At 64.8% G+C, this 16,686-nt stretch carries 21 protein-coding genes; 18 read left to right on the top strand and 3 right to left on the bottom strand.

What is annotated here, in order from left to right; translation table 11 throughout:
• Genes fliI through AC0WRY_RS29110 form a run of 3 tightly spaced genes read right to left on the bottom strand, consistent with a single transcriptional unit; the run spans position 1 to position 2,882 of the window.
• Positions 1-1,326: a flagellar protein export ATPase FliI gene (gene fliI, locus AC0WRY_RS29120; protein ID WP_211416085.1), complete on the bottom strand. Its 1,326-nt coding sequence runs from the start codon at positions 1,324-1,326 to the stop codon at positions 1-3.
• A 38-nt stretch (positions 1,327-1,364) separates the two neighbouring features.
• A complete protein-coding gene (gene flgF, locus AC0WRY_RS29115) occupies positions 1,365-2,093 on the bottom strand; it encodes a flagellar basal-body rod protein FlgF (protein WP_212067307.1) in 729 nt (242 codons plus the stop codon).
• Between the two features lie 3 nt (positions 2,094-2,096).
• Positions 2,097-2,882, bottom strand: a complete 786-nt coding sequence (locus AC0WRY_RS29110; RefSeq protein WP_491122090.1) for a DUF1217 domain-containing protein — start codon at positions 2,880-2,882, stop codon at positions 2,097-2,099.
• A 143-nt stretch (positions 2,883-3,025) separates the two neighbouring features.
• On the opposite strand from AC0WRY_RS29110, the gene motA reads away from it, so the two are divergent.
• From motA to AC0WRY_RS29020, 18 genes are all read left to right on the top strand, one after another.
• On the top strand, positions 3,026-3,922 hold the full coding sequence (gene motA, locus AC0WRY_RS29105; RefSeq protein ID WP_211416087.1) for a flagellar motor stator protein MotA: 897 nt from the start codon (positions 3,026-3,028) through the stop codon (positions 3,920-3,922).
• The gene (locus AC0WRY_RS29100) at positions 3,922-4,863 is read left to right on the top strand and encodes a flagellar motor switch protein FliM (RefSeq protein ID WP_211416604.1); all 942 of its coding nucleotides are present in this window, start codon (positions 3,922-3,924) and stop codon (positions 4,861-4,863) included. The genes motA and AC0WRY_RS29100 overlap by 1 nt, the downstream gene beginning before the upstream one ends.
• Positions 4,844-5,158, top strand: coding sequence for a hypothetical protein (locus AC0WRY_RS29095; RefSeq protein ID WP_212067306.1), 315 nt, complete (start codon positions 4,844-4,846; stop codon positions 5,156-5,158). The genes AC0WRY_RS29100 and AC0WRY_RS29095 overlap by 20 nt, the downstream gene beginning before the upstream one ends.
• A gap of 76 nt (positions 5,159-5,234) precedes the next feature.
• Positions 5,235-5,624, top strand: coding sequence for a flagellar motor switch protein FliN (gene fliN, locus AC0WRY_RS29090; RefSeq protein WP_018318435.1), 390 nt, complete (start codon positions 5,235-5,237; stop codon positions 5,622-5,624).
• 2 nt (positions 5,625-5,626) lie between these two features.
• Positions 5,627-6,667, top strand: coding sequence for a flagellar motor switch protein FliG (locus AC0WRY_RS29085; RefSeq protein ID WP_491122089.1), 1,041 nt, complete (start codon positions 5,627-5,629; stop codon positions 6,665-6,667).
• Between the two features lie 13 nt (positions 6,668-6,680).
• Positions 6,681-7,766 carry a flagellar biosynthesis protein FlhB gene (gene flhB / locus AC0WRY_RS29080; RefSeq protein WP_491122088.1) on the top strand — a complete coding sequence of 362 codons (1,086 nt, stop codon included), beginning with the start codon at positions 6,681-6,683 and terminating at the stop codon, positions 7,764-7,766.
• Positions 7,767-7,830: 64 nt separating this feature from the next.
• On the top strand, positions 7,831-8,232 hold the full coding sequence (flgB, locus tag AC0WRY_RS29075; protein WP_194404183.1) for a flagellar basal body rod protein FlgB: 402 nt from the start codon (positions 7,831-7,833) through the stop codon (positions 8,230-8,232).
• Positions 8,233-8,243: 11 nt separating this feature from the next.
• Positions 8,244-8,660, top strand: a complete 417-nt coding sequence (gene flgC / locus AC0WRY_RS29070; RefSeq protein WP_100174722.1) for a flagellar basal body rod protein FlgC — start codon at positions 8,244-8,246, stop codon at positions 8,658-8,660.
• Positions 8,661-8,662: 2 nt separating this feature from the next.
• A complete protein-coding gene (gene fliE, locus AC0WRY_RS29065; RefSeq protein ID WP_211416090.1) occupies positions 8,663-8,992 on the top strand; it encodes a flagellar hook-basal body complex protein FliE in 330 nt (109 codons plus the stop codon).
• A 19-nt stretch (positions 8,993-9,011) separates the two neighbouring features.
• Positions 9,012-9,800 (top strand): flagellar basal-body rod protein FlgG, encoded by a 789-nt coding sequence (gene flgG / locus AC0WRY_RS29060; RefSeq protein WP_063201481.1) that lies wholly within the window; start codon positions 9,012-9,014, stop codon positions 9,798-9,800.
• 13 nt (positions 9,801-9,813) lie between these two features.
• The gene (gene flgA, locus AC0WRY_RS29055; protein WP_194404181.1) at positions 9,814-10,290 is read left to right on the top strand and encodes a flagellar basal body P-ring formation chaperone FlgA; all 477 of its coding nucleotides are present in this window, start codon (positions 9,814-9,816) and stop codon (positions 10,288-10,290) included.
• Entirely contained in the window at positions 10,287-11,417 is a 1,131-nt protein-coding gene (flgI, locus tag AC0WRY_RS29050) for a flagellar basal body P-ring protein FlgI (RefSeq protein WP_491122087.1), read from the top strand. Before flgA ends, flgI begins: the two co-directional genes overlap by 4 nt.
• Before the next feature lie 67 nt (positions 11,418-11,484).
• Positions 11,485-12,237 carry a MotE family protein gene (locus AC0WRY_RS29045; protein ID WP_491122086.1) on the top strand — a complete coding sequence of 251 codons (753 nt, stop codon included), beginning with the start codon at positions 11,485-11,487 and terminating at the stop codon, positions 12,235-12,237.
• A gap of 12 nt (positions 12,238-12,249) precedes the next feature.
• A complete protein-coding gene (flgH, locus tag AC0WRY_RS29040; protein ID WP_491123510.1) occupies positions 12,250-12,945 on the top strand; it encodes a flagellar basal body L-ring protein FlgH in 696 nt (231 codons plus the stop codon).
• 42 nt (positions 12,946-12,987) lie between these two features.
• Entirely contained in the window at positions 12,988-13,431 is a 444-nt protein-coding gene (locus AC0WRY_RS29035; protein WP_194404178.1) for a flagellar basal body-associated FliL family protein, read from the top strand.
• On the top strand, positions 13,428-14,168 hold the full coding sequence (gene fliP, locus AC0WRY_RS29030) for a flagellar type III secretion system pore protein FliP (RefSeq protein ID WP_212067304.1): 741 nt from the start codon (positions 13,428-13,430) through the stop codon (positions 14,166-14,168). The genes AC0WRY_RS29035 and fliP overlap by 4 nt, the downstream gene beginning before the upstream one ends.
• Positions 14,169-14,433: 265 nt before the next feature.
• Positions 14,434-15,339 carry a flagellin N-terminal helical domain-containing protein gene (locus AC0WRY_RS29025; RefSeq protein ID WP_491122085.1) on the top strand — a complete coding sequence of 302 codons (906 nt, stop codon included), beginning with the start codon at positions 14,434-14,436 and terminating at the stop codon, positions 15,337-15,339.
• 265 nt (positions 15,340-15,604) lie between these two features.
• The gene (locus AC0WRY_RS29020) at positions 15,605-16,516 is read left to right on the top strand and encodes a flagellin N-terminal helical domain-containing protein (protein ID WP_194404175.1); all 912 of its coding nucleotides are present in this window, start codon (positions 15,605-15,607) and stop codon (positions 16,514-16,516) included.
• The last annotated feature ends 170 nt before the right edge of the window (positions 16,517-16,686 follow it).

Raw genomic sequence — 16,686 nt, 5'->3', positions numbered from 1 at the left:
CTAGTCGCCCCTGAGCATGTCCCGGAGCTCGCGGAACGGATCGGCGCTCGGGGGAGCGGAAGCGTCTTGCCGCATCGCGCCGTAGATTTTCGGAACCATGTCGACAGCCTGGTCGAGGCCCGAATCACGCCCTGCCTGGTATCCGCCCATCAGGCGAAGGTCGCGCGTATCCTCGTATTTGGCGATCATGGCGCGCAGCTTGCTCACCAATTCGCGCTCCTCGGGATCCCATACGTTATGGGCGAGGCGGGAGACCGAGGCCAGAACGTCGACAGCCGGATAGCGCGCCTGATCGGCGATGTGCCTGGACAGCACGATATGTCCATCGAGCGTGCTGCGGATGGTGTCGGCAATCGGCTCGTTGTGATCGTCGCCATCGACCAGCACGGAGAAGATCCCGGTGATGGTGCCGGAACCTTCCTCGCCGGGGCCGGCGCGCTCCAGGAGGCGCGGCAGATCGGTGAAGACCGTCGGTGCGTAGCCGCGCGCGACGGCGGGCTCTCCGGCGGCGAGCGCGACCTCGCGAGCCGCATGAGCGAAACGGGTGATCGAATCGACCATGAGCAGCACCGATTCGCCGCGGTCGCGGAAATATTCGGCGACCGCCATGGCCGTCTTCGGCGCCAGCCGCCGCATCATCGGGCTTTCGTCTCCCGTCGACACGATGGTGACGGCGCGCTGACGATCGTTGCCCAGCACGTCCTCGATGAACTCGCGCACCTCACGGCCGCGCTCGCCGACCAGGGCCAGCACGACGGTGTCGAAACCCTGGCTGCGGGCGAGCATTGCCAGCAGCGTCGACTTGCCGACGCCGGAGCCGGCAAAGATGCCGACGCGCTGGCCGGCGCAGATCGGCGCGAACAGGTCGATCACGCGCACGCCGGTGCGCAGCGGCTTGTGCACGCGTGCGCGCTTCATGGCCGAGGGCGCGTCGGCTTCGGCCGAGACGGCAAGGGAGCCCGGGGTGAGGGGGCCTTGTCCGTCGAGCGGCGCGCCGAGGGCGTTGATGACGCGGCCCTTCCAACTCGGGTCGGGCGCAAAGGACAGAGGCGGCATCCGGTAGGCGACCGAGCCGAGGCCGCCGGCGAAGTGCCGGTCGAACGGCTTGGCGACGATGCCCTCGCTGTCGATCCGCACCACCTCGCCGATCTGGGGCTTACCGGCCGAATTGACGCCGATGAGCTCGCCGAGCCTGACGAAGCGCGACAGGCCGGAGACACGGAAATGCGTCGGCGCGATCTCGGAGATCGCGCCGCTGACGCTTGCCAGGGGAGTGCTCTGCTGAAGCTCCAGCAGCGCCCACTCGAGTTGCCGAAGAGCGTTCAAGGAAACCGTCCAACCTCAATCAATGCGCGCGAAGCGCTTTACTTGCCGGGTTCGCCCAGCGTGCGAATGGCGTTCTGAAGCGAGCCCTCGGTGCCCTCGATCATCGAATTGGTGCCGTCGAAGGCGCGCGAGGCCGCGATCAGCTTGGTCAATTCCATCATGGGATTGGCCCCGGAGCCCTCGACATAACCCTGCTTGAAGCCATCGCGCGAGAAATCGGCGATGGCGGTCGCGGGCCGGTCCGGCGTCACGCCGGAATTGCCGTAGCGCTCGAGATTGGCGTCAGAAGGGATGTTGAACAGGCCGATGGTGCCGATCTCGTTGTTGTCCTGGGTGATCGCGCCGCTACGCGCAATCGAGATCGGCCCGCCATTGGCGTCGAGCGTGATCTGGGCGCCACCGGAATCGACGACGGGGAAACCGCTCACGGTCTGAAGATCGCCATTGGGGGCGATCTGGAGGCGGCCGTCACGGGTATAGACCGTGCCGTTCGGGCCCGCGAAAGCGATCCAGCCCTGTCCGACCACGGCGACATCGAGCGGGTTGCCGCTCTCGGTGATGTTGCCCATCTCGCGCGAGATGATGTTGTCGCCGGGCGAGGAGAAGGCGACAGGGTTCGGGCCCGCCTTGGACAGCACGGTCTCGAATTTCACCACGTCGGTGCGGAACGCCGCCGTGTTCACGTTGGCGACGTTGTTGGCGATCGTCTGGAGGCGCTTTTCGAGGGCGACCTGCGCCGACAATCCCACATAGAGAGCCGATTGCATGGGCTACTTTCCGAACCGGATGGACTGAAGTTTCGCGAGCATGTTGGTGTCCATGCTGGCCGAGGATACGCCGCCGATCAGGACCAGCGCGGGATTGGTCGAATTGTCGCTCTGGGCCTGGGTCGCGTCCCACATCGCTGCGAAGCGCTGCACGAACTTGGTGACCTTGGCCGGGTCCTTGAAATCGGCGAGGTTGATCCTGTCCGTGATCATCTTGGCCTGGGCGTCGATGTTGGCCGCGCTGATGGTCGAGGGCAGGCCGAGCGCGGTTTGGACCACCTGCGTCAACGCCTTGTCAGCGAGCACCTGGTAGGCGGTCGTGACCGTGGACGCCTTGCGGGTGAAATAGAGCGCCAGCCGCAGGCCCTCGTTCTGGTCGCCGGCCTTCTGCTCCATCGTCTGCGTGACGTAATGGGTCGCCGTTCCGGTCGTGGCCTGAACGGTCTTCGTCGCGTTGCTGCCGAGGGCGGCGAAATTGAAGGCCGTGGCGAATTCGCGGTAGCGGGTGTCGGTCAGCTTGTTGGCGAAGGTGTTCTTGTTCGCGACACCCTCGGTCAACACCTTGCGCATGAACGCCTTGGCGTAGGTCATGTCGCTAAGGCCATAGGCCTTCATGGCGTAGGAATAGAGGCGATAGTCCTTCAGGAAGTCGTCGATCGTCTTCACGTTGCCGATATGGCTCAGGAAGTAATCGGTCTCGCGGCTGACATCCGGCTGCGTCGCGACCTGTGTCAGCGACTTGCCCATGTCCTTGGTCAGCCGGGTGTAGTCCGCGATGGTGGATAGCATGACACGCGCCTCTCTGGCCGCTGATGCGACGCGGCCTCAAGGTGCCGCCAATTGCTTGCGCGGGGCTGGCGGTGCGGGAAGCCAGCTTCGCGCAAGGCTCGCCGACTAGATATTCCCGATGGGATCGGCGATGGAGCGGCGCGTTGGGCAGTTTCGTGGGGGTTTTCATCACGGTAGCGGCGCTGCTCGGTGGATTTGCCGCCATGGGCGGGCACCTGGGCGTGCTCATGCAGCCGTGGGAATTCGTGATCATCATGGGGACCGCGGTCGGCACCTTCATCGTGGCCAATCCGTGGAAGACGGTCGTGGACACCGGCGTCGCCTGCATGCAGGCCATCACCGGCGCGGTGCCCGGCCAGCGCTACTACCTTGATCTGCTCGGGGCGCTCCATGCCCTGATGCGCGAGCTCAGGGGCAAGGGCCGCAACGAGGTCGAGGCGCATATCGACGATCCCGCGTCCTCCGAGATCTTCAAGGCGTTTCCGAGCGTGCTCGGCGATCCCTCGCTGCTCCAGTTCATCTGCGACTACGTCCGCCTCATCATCATGGGCAACGCGCGCACGCACGAGATCGAGGCGCTGATGGACGAGGAGATCCACACCATCGTGAAGAGCAAGCTGGCGCCCTATCATGCGCTGGTGACGGTGTCCGAGGCGCTGCCGGCGCTGGGCATCGTCGCTGCCGTGCTCGGCGTCATCAAGGCGATGGGCGCGCTCGACCAGTCGCCGAAGCTGCTCGGCGGCTTCATCGGCGCGGCCCTGGTCGGCACCTTCGCCGGCATCTTCCTGTCCTACGGCGTCCTTTCGCCCTTCGCGATCAAGATCAAGATGACGCGCGAGAAGAAGTGCCGCCCCTACATCATCGTCAAGCAGACGCTGCTCGCGTTCATGAACGGCGCCATGCCGCAGATCGCCGTCGAACACGGCCGCAAGATGATCGCGAGCGGCGAGCGGCCCTCGATCGACGTCGTCGAGAACGAGACAATCGCAGGTCCCAAGGCCGTCGTCACCGAGCCCGAACCCAAGGCCGCCCGCGCATGATGATGGAAGACGACGTCGGCGTCGATCACAAGAAGCAGCTCCCGAACTATCTGCTGGACGCTGCCGGCATATCCATCGAACGCATGCCGATGCTCAATGTGATCTTCGATCGCATGGCGGCATCGTGCACCGACAGCCTGCAGCCGATGGCGGGAACGCCGTGCTACTTCTCGGTCAACGGCATCACCAACGATCCTCTCGGCGATATCATCAAGGACTACGAGGGCAACGCGGTCGCTGCCGTGCTCTATGCCGAGCAGTGGGACTCGCGCGTCATCATCATGCTGGACCGCGACTTCGTGTTCACGATGGTCGAGGCGATGTTCGGATCCGACGGTGCGGAACCGCCGCTCGATGTCGAGCGCACGTTCTCGAACATCGAGATCCGGCTGGTCCAGGCCTTGTTCGAGCGCTTCGCCAAGGCGCTGCAGGGCGCCTTCGCCGGCACCTCCAACGTCACCTTCCGTGTCGAGCGGGTCGAGACGGCGATGGCGTCGCTGGCGATCGGGCGCGCCAGCAACATGTCGATCTGCGCGAACATGATGGTGCAGGCGCTCTACCGCGGCGGCCAGATGTTCCTGATCATTCCGCACTCCGCGCTCAATCCGCTGCGTCAGAAGCTCGCAACCGTCACTGCCAGCGACGGCCGCACGACCGATCCGCGCTGGCGCGAGCAGATGGAGAGCGAGGTCCACCGCACCGAGGTGACGCTGAGCGCCGTGCTCGACGAGAAGATGATCTCGCTCGAGGACGTCGTGAAGTTCAAGGTGGGGCAGGTGCTGGAGCTGGAGGCCACACCGCGCACGCTGGCCCGTCTCGAAAGCAACAACCAGGTGCTGTTCTGGTGTCAGATCGGCCAACTTGACGGCTATTACGCCATGCAGGTGGCCGATCCCGTGGATCAGAAACGGGAGTTCGTCGATGATATCCTATCTCGTTGATGCCGTGCTGCTGATCGCGCTCGCCTTCACCAGCATGCGGGTGACGCGGATGCACCGCGAACTGGCGCGTTTGCGCAGCTACCAGGGCGAATTCTCCACCATCGTCCACGAGACGGCGGGCGCCTTCGACACGGTCATTACCGCGGCGCATGATTCCACCGCCAATCTCGGGCGCCTCGCCAACGTGCTGAGCACCAAGATCGATCAGGCCCATGAGGCGATCGCGGCGCTCGACGCGCGCAGCGGGCTTGCGCCGGCCGCGACCACGGGCGGCACCGAAGTGAACAAGCACTGAAGCCCAAGCCGGCAGAACCAATACGAGCGGAACGCCGGGGCGTTCCGGGAGCGGAACTACCAAGAGGCGATACCAGATGGCGCAATCCTTCGACTATGACTCTGCCACGCGAGCACCGGCCGCCGACGAGGGGCATACCGACACGACCCCGCTGGAGCGGCTCGCGGAAATCGCCGCGCGCACCGCGGAGGAGAGCGGCAAGTTCGCCAATGTCGACGCCATCCTGCGCATTCCCGTCACCATGCAGGTGGTGCTGGGATCGGCCACCATTCCGGTGGCGAACCTGATGAAGCTCGGCCGAGGTGCCGTGGTTCCGCTCGACCACAGGGTCGGCGAGCCCGTCGACGTCGTGGTCAACGGCCGCATCGTCGCCCGGGGCGAGGTGGTCGTCGTCGAAGAGGACAATTCCCGCTTCGGCGTCTCGCTCACCGAGATTGTCGGTCCGCTGGGGCAGGGCGATAGCTGACCATGGCGGCACAGGTCGGCATCGCTCCCATCAAGCAGCGAGGCGTTGCCGCGCTGGGCGGAACGGAAAAGGTCGCGGCGCTCCTGCTGGCAATGGGCCGGCAGGCGGCCGCGAGCGTGCTCGCGCAATTCGAGCCCCAGGACATTCGCATCGTCACCAAGGCCGCGGCCGAATTGCGGCCGATCACGGCGCAGGAGCTCGAATCCATCGTCGAGGAGTTCGCGCAGCAATTCTCGATGGGCGCGAACATTCTCGGCACCCTCGGCGGTCTGGAGGCCGTGCTCGGCGACGTGCTTCCCGCCGACCAGGTGTCGGCGATCATGTCGGACCTGCTCGGCAATTCGAGCCGGTCGGTGTGGGATCGCGTCTCGTCGGTATCGGAAAATTCGCTTGCGACCTATCTCTCCAAGGAGCATCCGCAGACCGCGGCGCTGATCCTGTCCAAGGTCAAGCCGTCTTGCGCCGCCAAGGTGATGAGCCAGCTGCCGTCGAGCCTGCGCAACGAGCTGATGCGGCGCGTGCTCAGCCTCAAGCCGATCGTCGACGACGCGATGAAAGTGCTCGAGAAGACGCTGCACGAAGACCTGACGCTCAATTTCGCCCGCAATCTCGGCGCCGACACCTATGCTCGCGTCGCCGACATCATCAACAAGATGGAGCGCGGCCATATCGAGGACATGCTCAAGAGCCTGTCGGAGAAGCGGCCGAAATCGGCGGAGGTGCTGAAGGAGCTGCTGTTCACCTTCGACGACGTGACCAACCTGACGCCGAAGGCGCGCATCATGATCTTCGACCAGGTGCCGACCGATCGCATCGTCATCGCGCTGAAGGGCACCGACAAGCACTTCCGCGAGCTGATCCTGTCCTCGGTCGCCTCGCGCGTCCGTCGTGTCGTCGAGCACGAGCTCGCCATCGGCGAGCCCTCGAACCAGCGCGACGTGCTGGAGGCGCGGCGCGTGATCACCGATCTCGCGCTCGAGCTCGCGGAGAAGGGCGAAATCGAGCTCAACCCCGAGCAGGAGGATGAGCTGGTCTTCCGCTGACCGCTGAACGGACATGGCAGAATCATCCGATCAGGAGAGCAAGACAGAAGAGTCGACCGAGAAGAAAGTCCGTGATGCGCTCGAACAGGGCAAGATCCCGGTCTCTCGGGAGGCTTCTATTTTCGCCTCGATGGCCGCGCTGATGGTCATCATGGCGTTCCTGATCGGTCAGGGCGTGCAGCAATTGACGCCGACCTTGACGAGCCTGCTGGACGATCCCGAAGGCTTCCCGCTCGCAACAGGCGCGGACGCGCAGAACCTGCTCACCGTGGTCGGCCTGCAGGCGCTGCGTTTCCTGGTGCCGCTGGTCGTCATCCTCATGGTGTTCGGGCTCGCGGCCTCGCTGCTGCAGAATGCGCCGCGCTTCGTGCTGGAGCGCATCAAGCCGGAATTGTCGCGCATCTCCCCGATTGGCGGCTGGAGCCGGCTGTTCGGAACGCGTGGCCTCGTCGAGTTCGGCAAGTCGCTGTTCAAGCTGACCGCGGTGACCTCCGTGGTCGTCTTCGTGCTGCGCTCGTCGGAAGCGAAGGCGTTCGAGGCGATGTACACCGATCCGGTCGCGCTGCCGGAGATGATTCTCAATATCGCGATGCGGATCGTCTCGGCGATCTGCATCGCGACCATCGTGCTGGTCGCGATCGACCTTGCCTGGGCGCGCTTCCACTGGCGGCGCGAGCTGCGCATGACCAAGCAGGAGATCAAGGACGAGCACAAGCAGGCCGAGGGCGATCCGCTGGTCAAGGCCCGCCTGCGCTCGCTGGCGCGCGACCGCTCGCGGCAGCGCATGATCGCCTCCGCCGCGCGAGCGACCCTGGTGATCGCGAATCCGACGCATTTTGCGATCGCGCTTCGCTACAACCGCGAGGAAAATCCCGCGCCGCTCGTGGTGGCCAAGGGCATGGACGTGATCGCGCTGAAGATCCGCGAGGTCGCCGAACAGAACCGGATTCCCGTCATCGAGAATAGGGCGCTGGCGCGCGCGCTCTACGAGGCGGTCCAGGTCGATCAGGTGATTCCGGCGGAGTTCTTCCGCCCAGTCGCCGAGATCATCTACTTCCTGCAGTCGAAGCAGACGCCGCGCACCGAGAAGGTCCAGTAGAATTCCGAGGACGACGTCCGGCCCAACAGCTTGACGAAAGCTTAACGCCCTAGGCTCCTCTCGAATGGACCAGAACGGGGCTGTCGTGGGACCGCTTTATCTCTTCGAACTCGCATCGTCGCAGGCGCGCTACCTCGAGCTTCGCCAGTCGACCATCGCCACCAACGTCGCCAACGCCAACACGCCGGGCTTTCGCGCGCGCGACGTCGAGCCCTTCAACAAGGTGCTCGACGGCATGCCGGTGAGGCTCGCCACGACGTCGCCCTCGCACCTGCAATTGTCCGCGGCCGAGACCGACACGCGCGCAACCGCGAAGAAGGACAGCTGGGAAGTGGTCCATTCCGGCAACTCCGTCAGCCTCGAGCAGGAAATGATCAAGGGCAGCGACGTCAACCGCGACTATTCGATGAACTCGGCGATCGTGCGGTCGTTCCACCGCATGGTCCTGGCCGGTGCGAAGGCCTGAGGTGAACTGACATGCTGGACTCACTGAGCGCCTCCCTCACGGTCGCGAGCTCCGGGCTCGAAGCGCAGTCGACGCGCATGCGCATCGTCTCGGAGAATCTCGCGAACGCGACCTCGACGGGACGCACCGCCGGCGCTGATCCCTATCAGCGCAAGACGATCACCTTCGATGCCGCGATGGACCGCGCCTCGGGCTCGCAGCTCGCGAAGGTCAAGGAGATCGGCGTCGACACCACACCGTACCGCGTCGAGTACGATCCCGGGCATCCCGCCGCCGACAAGGCCGGCTACGTCAAGCTGCCGAACGTCAACATGATGATCGAGATGGCCGACATGCGGGAAGTCAACCGGTCTTATGAAGCCAATCTCCAGGTCGTGAAACAGGTCAGGTCGATGCTCGGCATGACCATCGACCTCCTAAGGAGCTGACAATGCTTGAGGCGATTTCATCCACGGCGATCTCCGCAGGACAGGCGGCGTCGCGCGCGACCGAGACGCAGGCGATCTCGCCTGCGGCGACGACGGCAGTCCAGTCCACGGACGATGTCGGCTTCGAGTCTGTGATGAAGCAGGTGACGAGCGATGCGATCGGGACGCTGAAGGCGGGCGAAGCCGCGTCGATCTCGGCGATGCAGGGCAAGGAATCGACCCGGCGCGTCGTCGAGGCGCTGATGTCGGCGGAGCAGGCCCTGCAGACGGCGGTCGCGGTTCGCGACAAGGTCGTGCAGGCCTATCAAGAAGTCGTCCGGATGTCGATTTGATCTGAAGGAATAGGTTCAAGTGAAATCGCTCGCCATTGCGGCCACGGGCATGAATGCCCAACAGACCAACATCGAAGTCATCGCGAACAACATCGCCAACATCAACTCGACGTCGTACAAGCGGGCGCGGGCGGAATTCACCGATCTGTTCTACCAGATGGACCGCATGCAGGGCGTGGCCAACGTCAACGGCTCCTCGCCGATTCCGGAAGGCGCCAATCTCGGCCTTGGCGTCAAGTCGGCGGCGATCCGCAAGCTGCACATCCAGGGCGCGCTGACGCAGACCGGAAATCCCTACGACATGGCGATCAACGGCCGCGGCTGGTTTCAGGTGCTCGGTCCCAACAACGAGGTGCAGTACACCCGCGCGGGCTCGTTCAATACAAATGCCAACGGCCAGCTCGTCACGATCGACGGCTACCTCCTGGACCCCGCGATCACCGTGCCGCAGGGAACCGTCGAGGTCACGGTCAACGCCACCGGGCAGGTGTTTGCCAAGCTCGACACGGAAGTGAACCCGCGGCAGATCGGCCAGCTCAACCTCGCCAACTTCGCCAATGAAGCCGGCCTCGAGCCGCTCGGCGGCAATCTCTACAAGGAGACCACGGCGTCGGGCACGCCGGTCGTCGGTCTTCCCGGCGATTCCGGATACGGCAAGATCAACCAGAAATATCTCGAAGCCTCGAACGTCGATCCGGTCAAGGAAATCACCGAGTTGATCTCGGCGCAGCGCGCCTACGAAATGAACGCCAAGGTCATCCAGGCCTCGGATGAAATGGCCCAAACGGTTTCGAAGGGCATGCGCTAGTTCCGGTGTTGCGATGGTGAACAGGGTGGGCCTGATCATGCGCGGGTTGGCCGCCGTGCTGCTGATTTTGGCCTCGGGTCGCCTCGCCATGGCCGAGGAGAAGCGGCTTCCCGTGCCGGCGGTTGCGATCCGCGCCGGCGAGCTGATCCGCGACGACATGATCACCGAGCGCGCCTTCGCATCGGGCCTGCTCGGCGTTGCCATGTTCATCGAGGGGCGCCAGGTCCTGGTCGGCCGCATGGCGCGGCGCGCGCTGTTGCCGGGCCAGCCCATTCCCAGCAATGCGGTGGAAGATCCCTGGACCGTCGCGCGCGGCGCCATGGTCAAGGTCGTGGTGGAGGACAGCGGACTGTCCATCGTCACCTACGGCTCGGCGATGCAGTCGGGCGCGGCGGGCGCGCTCATCCCGGTGCGCAATACCGATACCGGCGTGATCATCAAAGGCGTCGTCCAGCCGGACGGTACCGTCAAGGTCGCGGACGGCTCATGACCCGGCTCCTGCTTGCGCTCGTCCTGCTGCTTTCGGCCGCCAGCGCTCATGCCGCCGTCCGCATCAAGGACATCGCGGACATCAAGGGTCTGCGCGAAAACCAGATCGTCGGCTATGGCCTCGTCATTGGCCTCAACGGCACCGGCGATACGCTTCGCAACGCTCCGTTCACCGAGCAGTCCCTGCAATCGATGCTCGAAAACATGGGCATCAATGTCAGGAACGAGACCACGAGCACCAACAATCCGCCCCGTCCGACGACGCTGCGCACGCGCAACGTCGCGGCCGTGATGGTGACTGCGGACCTCACGCCCTCGATCGGGCCCGGCGAGCGCATGGACGTCACGGTGTCCTCGCTCGGCGATGCCACGTCGCTGCTCGGCGGTACGCTGGTCATGACGTCGCTGCGCGCGGCGGACGGCGCCGTCTATGCGGTGGCGCAGGGCGCGATCATGGTCGCCGGCTACAGCGTCGGAGGCCAGGCGCAGAACGTCAGCCAGGGCACCCCGACCGCCGGACGCATCCCGAACGGTGCGCTGGTCGAGCGCGAGGTGAAGGGAAGTCTCCACGAGATGGAGTACCTGGTGCTACAGCTGAAGAACCCGGACTTCGTCACCGCAACGCGCATCCTCGACGCCATCAACCGCTTCGCCGGCGGGCGCTACCGCGCGCAGATCGCCTTCGAGCGCGACTACCGCACCATCGTGCTGTCGAAGCCGCGCCACATCGGCCCGGTCCGGTTCCTTGCCGAGATCGGTGAGCTGACGGTCGAGCCGGACACGCCGGCACGGGTGGTGATCAACGAGCGCACCGGCACGGTGGTGATCGGGCGCGACGTGCGAATATCGACCGTTGCCGTGACGCACGGCAATCTGACGGTCCGCGTCACGGAGATGCCGGTGGTGTCGCAGCCGGCGCCGTTCTCGCGGGGCCAGACCGTGGTCGTCCCGCAGACCGTGGTCGAGGCCAACGAGGCGGGATCGCAGGTGGCGATCCTCAGTGGGGTCGATCTGCAGCGCCTGGTGCGCGGGCTGAACCAGATCGGCCTGAAACCATCGGGCATCATCGCGATCCTTCAGGCGATCAAGACCGCCGGCGCGCTCCAGGCCGACGTCATCGTGCAATGATGCATAAGCGTCGTGCAAGCTTGGTCGCTCAATGCTCAGGTCTGAAGCGAGAATCGCACGCGGCCCGATGCTGACGCTGGATCACAAAGCCAAACTCCTCTTGATCGCGGCATCGATGCTCGCGAGCATCTCGCCGGTGCTCGCCCTGGACGAGGCCAAGCCTTCGAAGCCACTCAACCTGCTTTCCTTCGCGCGCGCCCGCGCGCCCGGACCGCAGAAGCCGCAGCCGGTCGCGGCGGTGCCGGGCGACAATGCGTCGATGCGGGCGACCGCATGGGCGGCCGAGGATTCGGGACCTTCAACCACCGGTGCGGTGCCCGAGACGCCTGCGCCGGCGGCAGCGCCCGCACGCCCGGCCAAGCCTGCCAGTGTCACGGCCCCGCCGAAGCCCGCACCGCCGCAGGCCGCGCCGTTCGCGGACAACGAAGTCGCCCTGTTCTGCAGCAACGTTGCCGATCCCGCCGTCGATGCGAGGCTGGCCTGGCAGCTCAAGGAGCTGGAGAAAGCCGAGAGCCTGCTGCGCGAGCGGATCGCCGAGGTTGAGGCCAAGCGCGCCGAATATGAAAAGTGGATGGCGCTGCGTGACGACTTCCTGAAGAAGGCCGAAGCGAGCGTCGTCGAGATCTATTCGCGCATGAAGCCCGACGCCGCGGCGACCCAGATTGCCGGCATGGCGGACGAGACCGCCGCCGCCGTGCTCGCCAAGCTCAGCCCGAGGAGCTCGAGCGCGATCTTCAATGAGATGGAGACGGCGCGCGCGGCGCACCTCGCTGACCTCTTGGGCGGAATGCGTCGCGTGGACGACGGAAAGACCAAATAGATGAAGAAGCCGATCCGCATCCTCCCGCTGATCCTGGCGTCCGTGCTCCTGGCCGGATGCTTGCATGATCCGTCCGAGGTCCTGAGCGGACCGCAGATGTCCCCGGTCGGCAGCGGCCTCCGGACCCAGGCCGATCCGATCCCGGTGACGCCGCGCATGCGCACGGCCGTCAGCTATCGCTCGACCTGGGACGACGGCACCGATCTCTACCGCGATCCCCGCGCCCGGCGCACCGGCGACGTCGTGACGGTGATCATCTCGATGCAGGACAAGGCCAAGCTCGACAACAAGACCGGCCGCTCGCGCGATTCGCAGGTCAAGTTCGGGCTCGACTGGCTGATGGACGTCGCGGGATGGCAGGACAAGGGCTCGACAAGCGCCAACCTCAACACCAACACCCAGATCAAGGGTAACGGCCAGATCGACCGTACCGAGGACATCAAGCTCTCGATCGCCGCCATCGTCACCGACGTGTTGCCGAACGGCAATATGATGATCAGCGGCTCGCAGGAGTTCCGCGTCAACACGGAGATGCGCGTGCTCAATGTCGGCGGCATCGTGCGTCCGCGCGACATATCGCGCACCAACACGATCTCCTATGAAAAGATCGCCGAGGCCCGCGTGTCCTACGGCGGTCGCGGAAATCTCTCGGACGTGCAGCAGCCTGGATGGGGACACCGGATCTATGACGCCGTGGCACCATTCTGAAGTTAGCGCCGGCCTGGCCGTGTCGCGAGGGCAGGGGACGTCATGCGCCTGATCGCGGCCATCGTCGTGCTGACCCTGGTCGCGATCGGCGCGGGAGCGCTGGCCGGCCTGCATTTGTTTGCGACCGCCGAGCGCGTCGCCGACGCGAAGAAGGGCGCGACCCCGCCGCCGCTGGCGTCGAGCTACGCCGGCAGCGCGCGCTTGCGGAAATTGTCGCCGATCGTGACCAACTTGGCCGCGCCGGCCAATAATTGGGCTCGCATCGAGGCCTCCATGGTGACCGAGAGCATGAGCGACGAGGACGCCGGCATCCTGGCCGCCCACATCAGCGAAGACATCGTCACCTACTTGCGGTCCGCCTCGGTGGCGCAGTTCGAGGGATCGCGCGGGCTCCAGCATCTGCGCGACGACCTGACCGAGCGCGCCGCCATCCGCTCGTCGGGCAAGGTTCGCGAATTGATCATTGAGACGTTGGTGATCCAGTGAGAGTGAAAGTCCTGCTGCTCGCCTTGATCATGGTCGTGCTGCCCGAAGTGGCGTTCGCCCAGATTCCGGACCTCAACTCGCTGCTGCCGCCCGGAAACGGCTCGACCAGCGGCCGGATCATCCAGCTGATGGCCCTGATCACGGTGCTGTCGGTGGCGCCGGGACTGCTCATCATGGTGACGAGCTTCACGCGATTTGCGGTGGCGCTGTCGTTCCTGCGCGCGGGTCTCGGCCTGCAGACCACGCCGGCCAATCTGGTCATGATCAGCCTCGCGCTGTTCATGACCTTCTACGTGATGGCGCCGACCTTCGACCGCGCCTGGGAGACCGGCGTCCAGCCGCTGATGAAGAACGAGATCTCGGAAGAGCAGGCGTATCTGAAGATCACGGATCCGTTCCGCGAGTTCATGCTGGCCCACGTCCGGGACAAGGATCTGCAGACCTTCGAGTCGCTCGCCGCGGAGAGCTTCCGCAAGAAGTTCGACGACAAGCGGGTCGATCTGCGCGTCATCATCCCGGCCTTCATGATCTCCGAGCTGAGGCGTTCGTTCGAAATCGGATTCCTCATCATCCTGCCGTTCCTCGTGATCGACATGATCGTGGCGACGCTGACCATGTCGATGGGCATGATGATGATGCCGCCGACAATCCTCGCGCTGCCGTTCAAGATGCTGTTCTTCGTGTTGATCGACGGCTGGAATCTGCTCGCCTCCGGGCTGGTGCGCTCGTTCTCGTAAGGGGCGGTGGCCGCGTGGCGCCCCGTCATGGTTAGCGGAAAGTACCGCGTTATGGTTAGCGGTGGGTAATATTAATCATCTGATATTGCTGAAGAATTCAAGCCGATCTTAATCCGCAAGCAAGATTTCGCGTGTTAGCAATGCGTCACGGCGGGTTGGACCCCACCCACAGCAGTCCAAAGGCATGATGCCGCCCCTCCGTACCGGTGCAAGTCCGGTATGTCCCCTGATGAAAATGTAACGCGTACATAAAGGGACATTCGCAATGTCAAGCCTGCTCACGAACTCGTCCGCCATGACCGCGCTCCAGACCCTGCGGTCTGTCAGCTCGCAACTCTCCACCACGCAGAGCCGGATCTCCACCGGTCAGCGCGTGGCCACGGCCGCGGACAACGCCGCCTACTGGTCGATCGCGACCTCGATGCGCGCCGACAACGCCGCGCTCTCCGCCGTCTCCGACTCGCTCGGTCTGTCGGCCGCGACCGTCGACACCGAGTACACCGCTCTGAACAAGGTGCTCGGCGACAGCAACTCCGGCCTGACCAAGCTCCAGTCGCTGCTGGTCGAAGCCAAGACCGCCGGTATCGACCGCAGCAAGATCCAGTCGGAAATCACCCAGATCCAGCAAGACATGAAGAACGTCGCCAGCGCGGCGACCTTCAACGGTGTCAACTGGCTGAGCACGAACGCCTCCACGCCGACCACCGTCAACCTGGTGTCGTCGTTCTCGCGCGTCGGCTCCACGCCGACCACCAGCTCGATCACCGTGACCGTCGCCAACTACTCGCTCTACACTGCGTCCACGAGCGGCATCCTCGACACGGTGAGCGGCAGCGCGTCGGTCAACACCCTCAACATCGGTGCGCTGACCGACTCGGCCGCTGACCAGACGATTCTCGATGGCTACATCGCGCAGGCCACCGCGGCGATCGGCACGGTGTCCTCGGGCGCTGCCAACCTCGGCGCCATCAAGAACCGGATCTCGAACAACTCGGAGTTCGTGAAGTCGCTGATGGACTCGGTTGATCGCGGTATCGGCCAGCTCGTCGACGCCGACATGAACCAGGAGTCCACCCGCCTGGCGGCTCTCCAGGTCCAGCAGCAGCTCGGCGTTCAGGCGCTCTCGATCGCCAACAACAACAGCCAGAGCATCCTGTCGCTGTTCCGCTAAGTCTTAGATAGTCCGGGAGGGCCGCGCTTCTCGCGAAGCGCGGCCCTTTCGTTTGACGCGGCGCCGTGCGCCGCGATTTCGGCTGCGCTGTTGCCGCAGGATCACAGCGCCACAAGCCCCGCACAAGCTTCGTTGGCTAGTCTGGCCGTTACGACGGGTTGGGTTCATGCGCATTTCCGCAGACCCAAAGGCATGATGCCGCCCTGTCGTACCGGTGCAAGCCCGGTATGTCCCCATTCAATCTGTTTTCAAAGGGACATCAAAGATGGCTTCCAGCCTGCTTACCAACTCCGCCGCAATGACTGCGCTCCAGACCCTCCGGAATGTCAGCGCCAGCCTGCAGACCACCGAAAACCGCATCTCCACCGGTCAGCGCGTCTCGACCGCTTCGGACAACTCGGCCTATTGGTCGATCGCGACCTCGATGCGCGCCGACAACGCCGCGCTCTCTGCCGTCTCCGACTCGCTCGGTCTGTCGGCCGCGACCGTCGACACCGAGTACACCGCTCTGAACAAGGTCATCGGCGACCAGAACTCCGGCCTGACCAAGCTGCAGGCGCTGCTGGTCGAAGCCAAGACCGCCGGCATCGACCGCACCAAGATCCAGGCTGAAATCACCCAGATCCAGCAGGACATGAAGAACGTCGCCAACGCGGCGACCTTCAACGGCGTCAATTGGCTCAGCACCAACGCATCCACCCCCACGACGGTCAACCTGGTGTCGTCGTTCTCGCGCGTCGGCGGCACGCCGACGATCAACACCATCACGGTGACGGTTGCCAACTACTCGCTCTACACGGCGTCCACGAGCGGCATCCTCGACACGGTGACCGGCAGCGCGTCGGTCAACACCATCGGCATCGGTTCGCTGACCGACTCGGCAGCCGACCAGACCATCCTCGACGGCTACATCGCGCAGGTCACCACCGCGATCAACACGGTCAGCCAGTCGGCCGCCAACCTCGGTGCCATCAAGAACCGCATCTCGAACAACACGGAATTCGTGAAGTCGCTGATGGACTCGGTGGATCGTGGTATCGGCCAGCTCGTCGACGCCGACATGAACGCGGAATCGACCCGCCTCCAGGCGCTGCAGACCCAGCAGCAGCTCGGCGTTCAGGCGCTCTCGATCGCCAACCAGAACAGCCAGAGCATCCTGTCGCTGTTCCGCGGCTAAGAGGCGCTTTCGAAAACGACCGTGCTCCCTAAGGGGAGCACGGTCCCCGCCGTGACCGGCGGATGCGGCGGCACATGACGTGCCCGCAATCGACCCCGATGCCAGATCTCATACGGCCCGCCGCAACCGATCGCACCATGATGCGCCCGGAGCGTTCGCGCGTTTCCGGA

Source organism: Bradyrhizobium sp. T-12 (assembly GCF_058314695.1).
This window is presented reverse-complemented; position numbering and strand designations above follow the sequence as displayed.

Coding starts and splice junctions, on each gene's coding strand:
- flgI (WP_491122087.1), top strand. CDS start 10,287: ATGACCCGGCTCCTGCTTGCGCTCGTCCTGCTGCTTTCGGCCGCCAGC.
- flgF (WP_212067307.1), bottom strand. CDS start 2,093: ATGCAATCGGCTCTCTATGTGGGATTGTCGGCGCAGGTCGCCCTCGAA.
- AC0WRY_RS29100 (WP_211416604.1), top strand. CDS start 3,922: ATGATGGAAGACGACGTCGGCGTCGATCACAAGAAGCAGCTCCCGAAC.
- flhB (WP_491122088.1), top strand. CDS start 6,681: ATGGCAGAATCATCCGATCAGGAGAGCAAGACAGAAGAGTCGACCGAG.
- flgA (WP_194404181.1), top strand. CDS start 9,814: ATGGTGAACAGGGTGGGCCTGATCATGCGCGGGTTGGCCGCCGTGCTG.
- AC0WRY_RS29095 (WP_212067306.1), top strand. CDS start 4,844: ATGATATCCTATCTCGTTGATGCCGTGCTGCTGATCGCGCTCGCCTTC.
- AC0WRY_RS29035 (WP_194404178.1), top strand. CDS start 12,988: ATGCGCCTGATCGCGGCCATCGTCGTGCTGACCCTGGTCGCGATCGGC.
- flgB (WP_194404183.1), top strand. CDS start 7,831: ATGGACCAGAACGGGGCTGTCGTGGGACCGCTTTATCTCTTCGAACTC.
- AC0WRY_RS29110 (WP_491122090.1), bottom strand. CDS start 2,882: ATGCTATCCACCATCGCGGACTACACCCGGCTGACCAAGGACATGGGC.
- AC0WRY_RS29025 (WP_491122085.1), top strand. CDS start 14,434: ATGTCAAGCCTGCTCACGAACTCGTCCGCCATGACCGCGCTCCAGACC.
- fliE (WP_211416090.1), top strand. CDS start 8,663: ATGCTTGAGGCGATTTCATCCACGGCGATCTCCGCAGGACAGGCGGCG.
- AC0WRY_RS29085 (WP_491122089.1), top strand. CDS start 5,627: ATGGCGGCACAGGTCGGCATCGCTCCCATCAAGCAGCGAGGCGTTGCC.
- AC0WRY_RS29020 (WP_194404175.1), top strand. CDS start 15,605: ATGGCTTCCAGCCTGCTTACCAACTCCGCCGCAATGACTGCGCTCCAG.
- flgC (WP_100174722.1), top strand. CDS start 8,244: ATGCTGGACTCACTGAGCGCCTCCCTCACGGTCGCGAGCTCCGGGCTC.
- fliN (WP_018318435.1), top strand. CDS start 5,235: ATGGCGCAATCCTTCGACTATGACTCTGCCACGCGAGCACCGGCCGCC.
- AC0WRY_RS29045 (WP_491122086.1), top strand. CDS start 11,485: ATGCTGACGCTGGATCACAAAGCCAAACTCCTCTTGATCGCGGCATCG.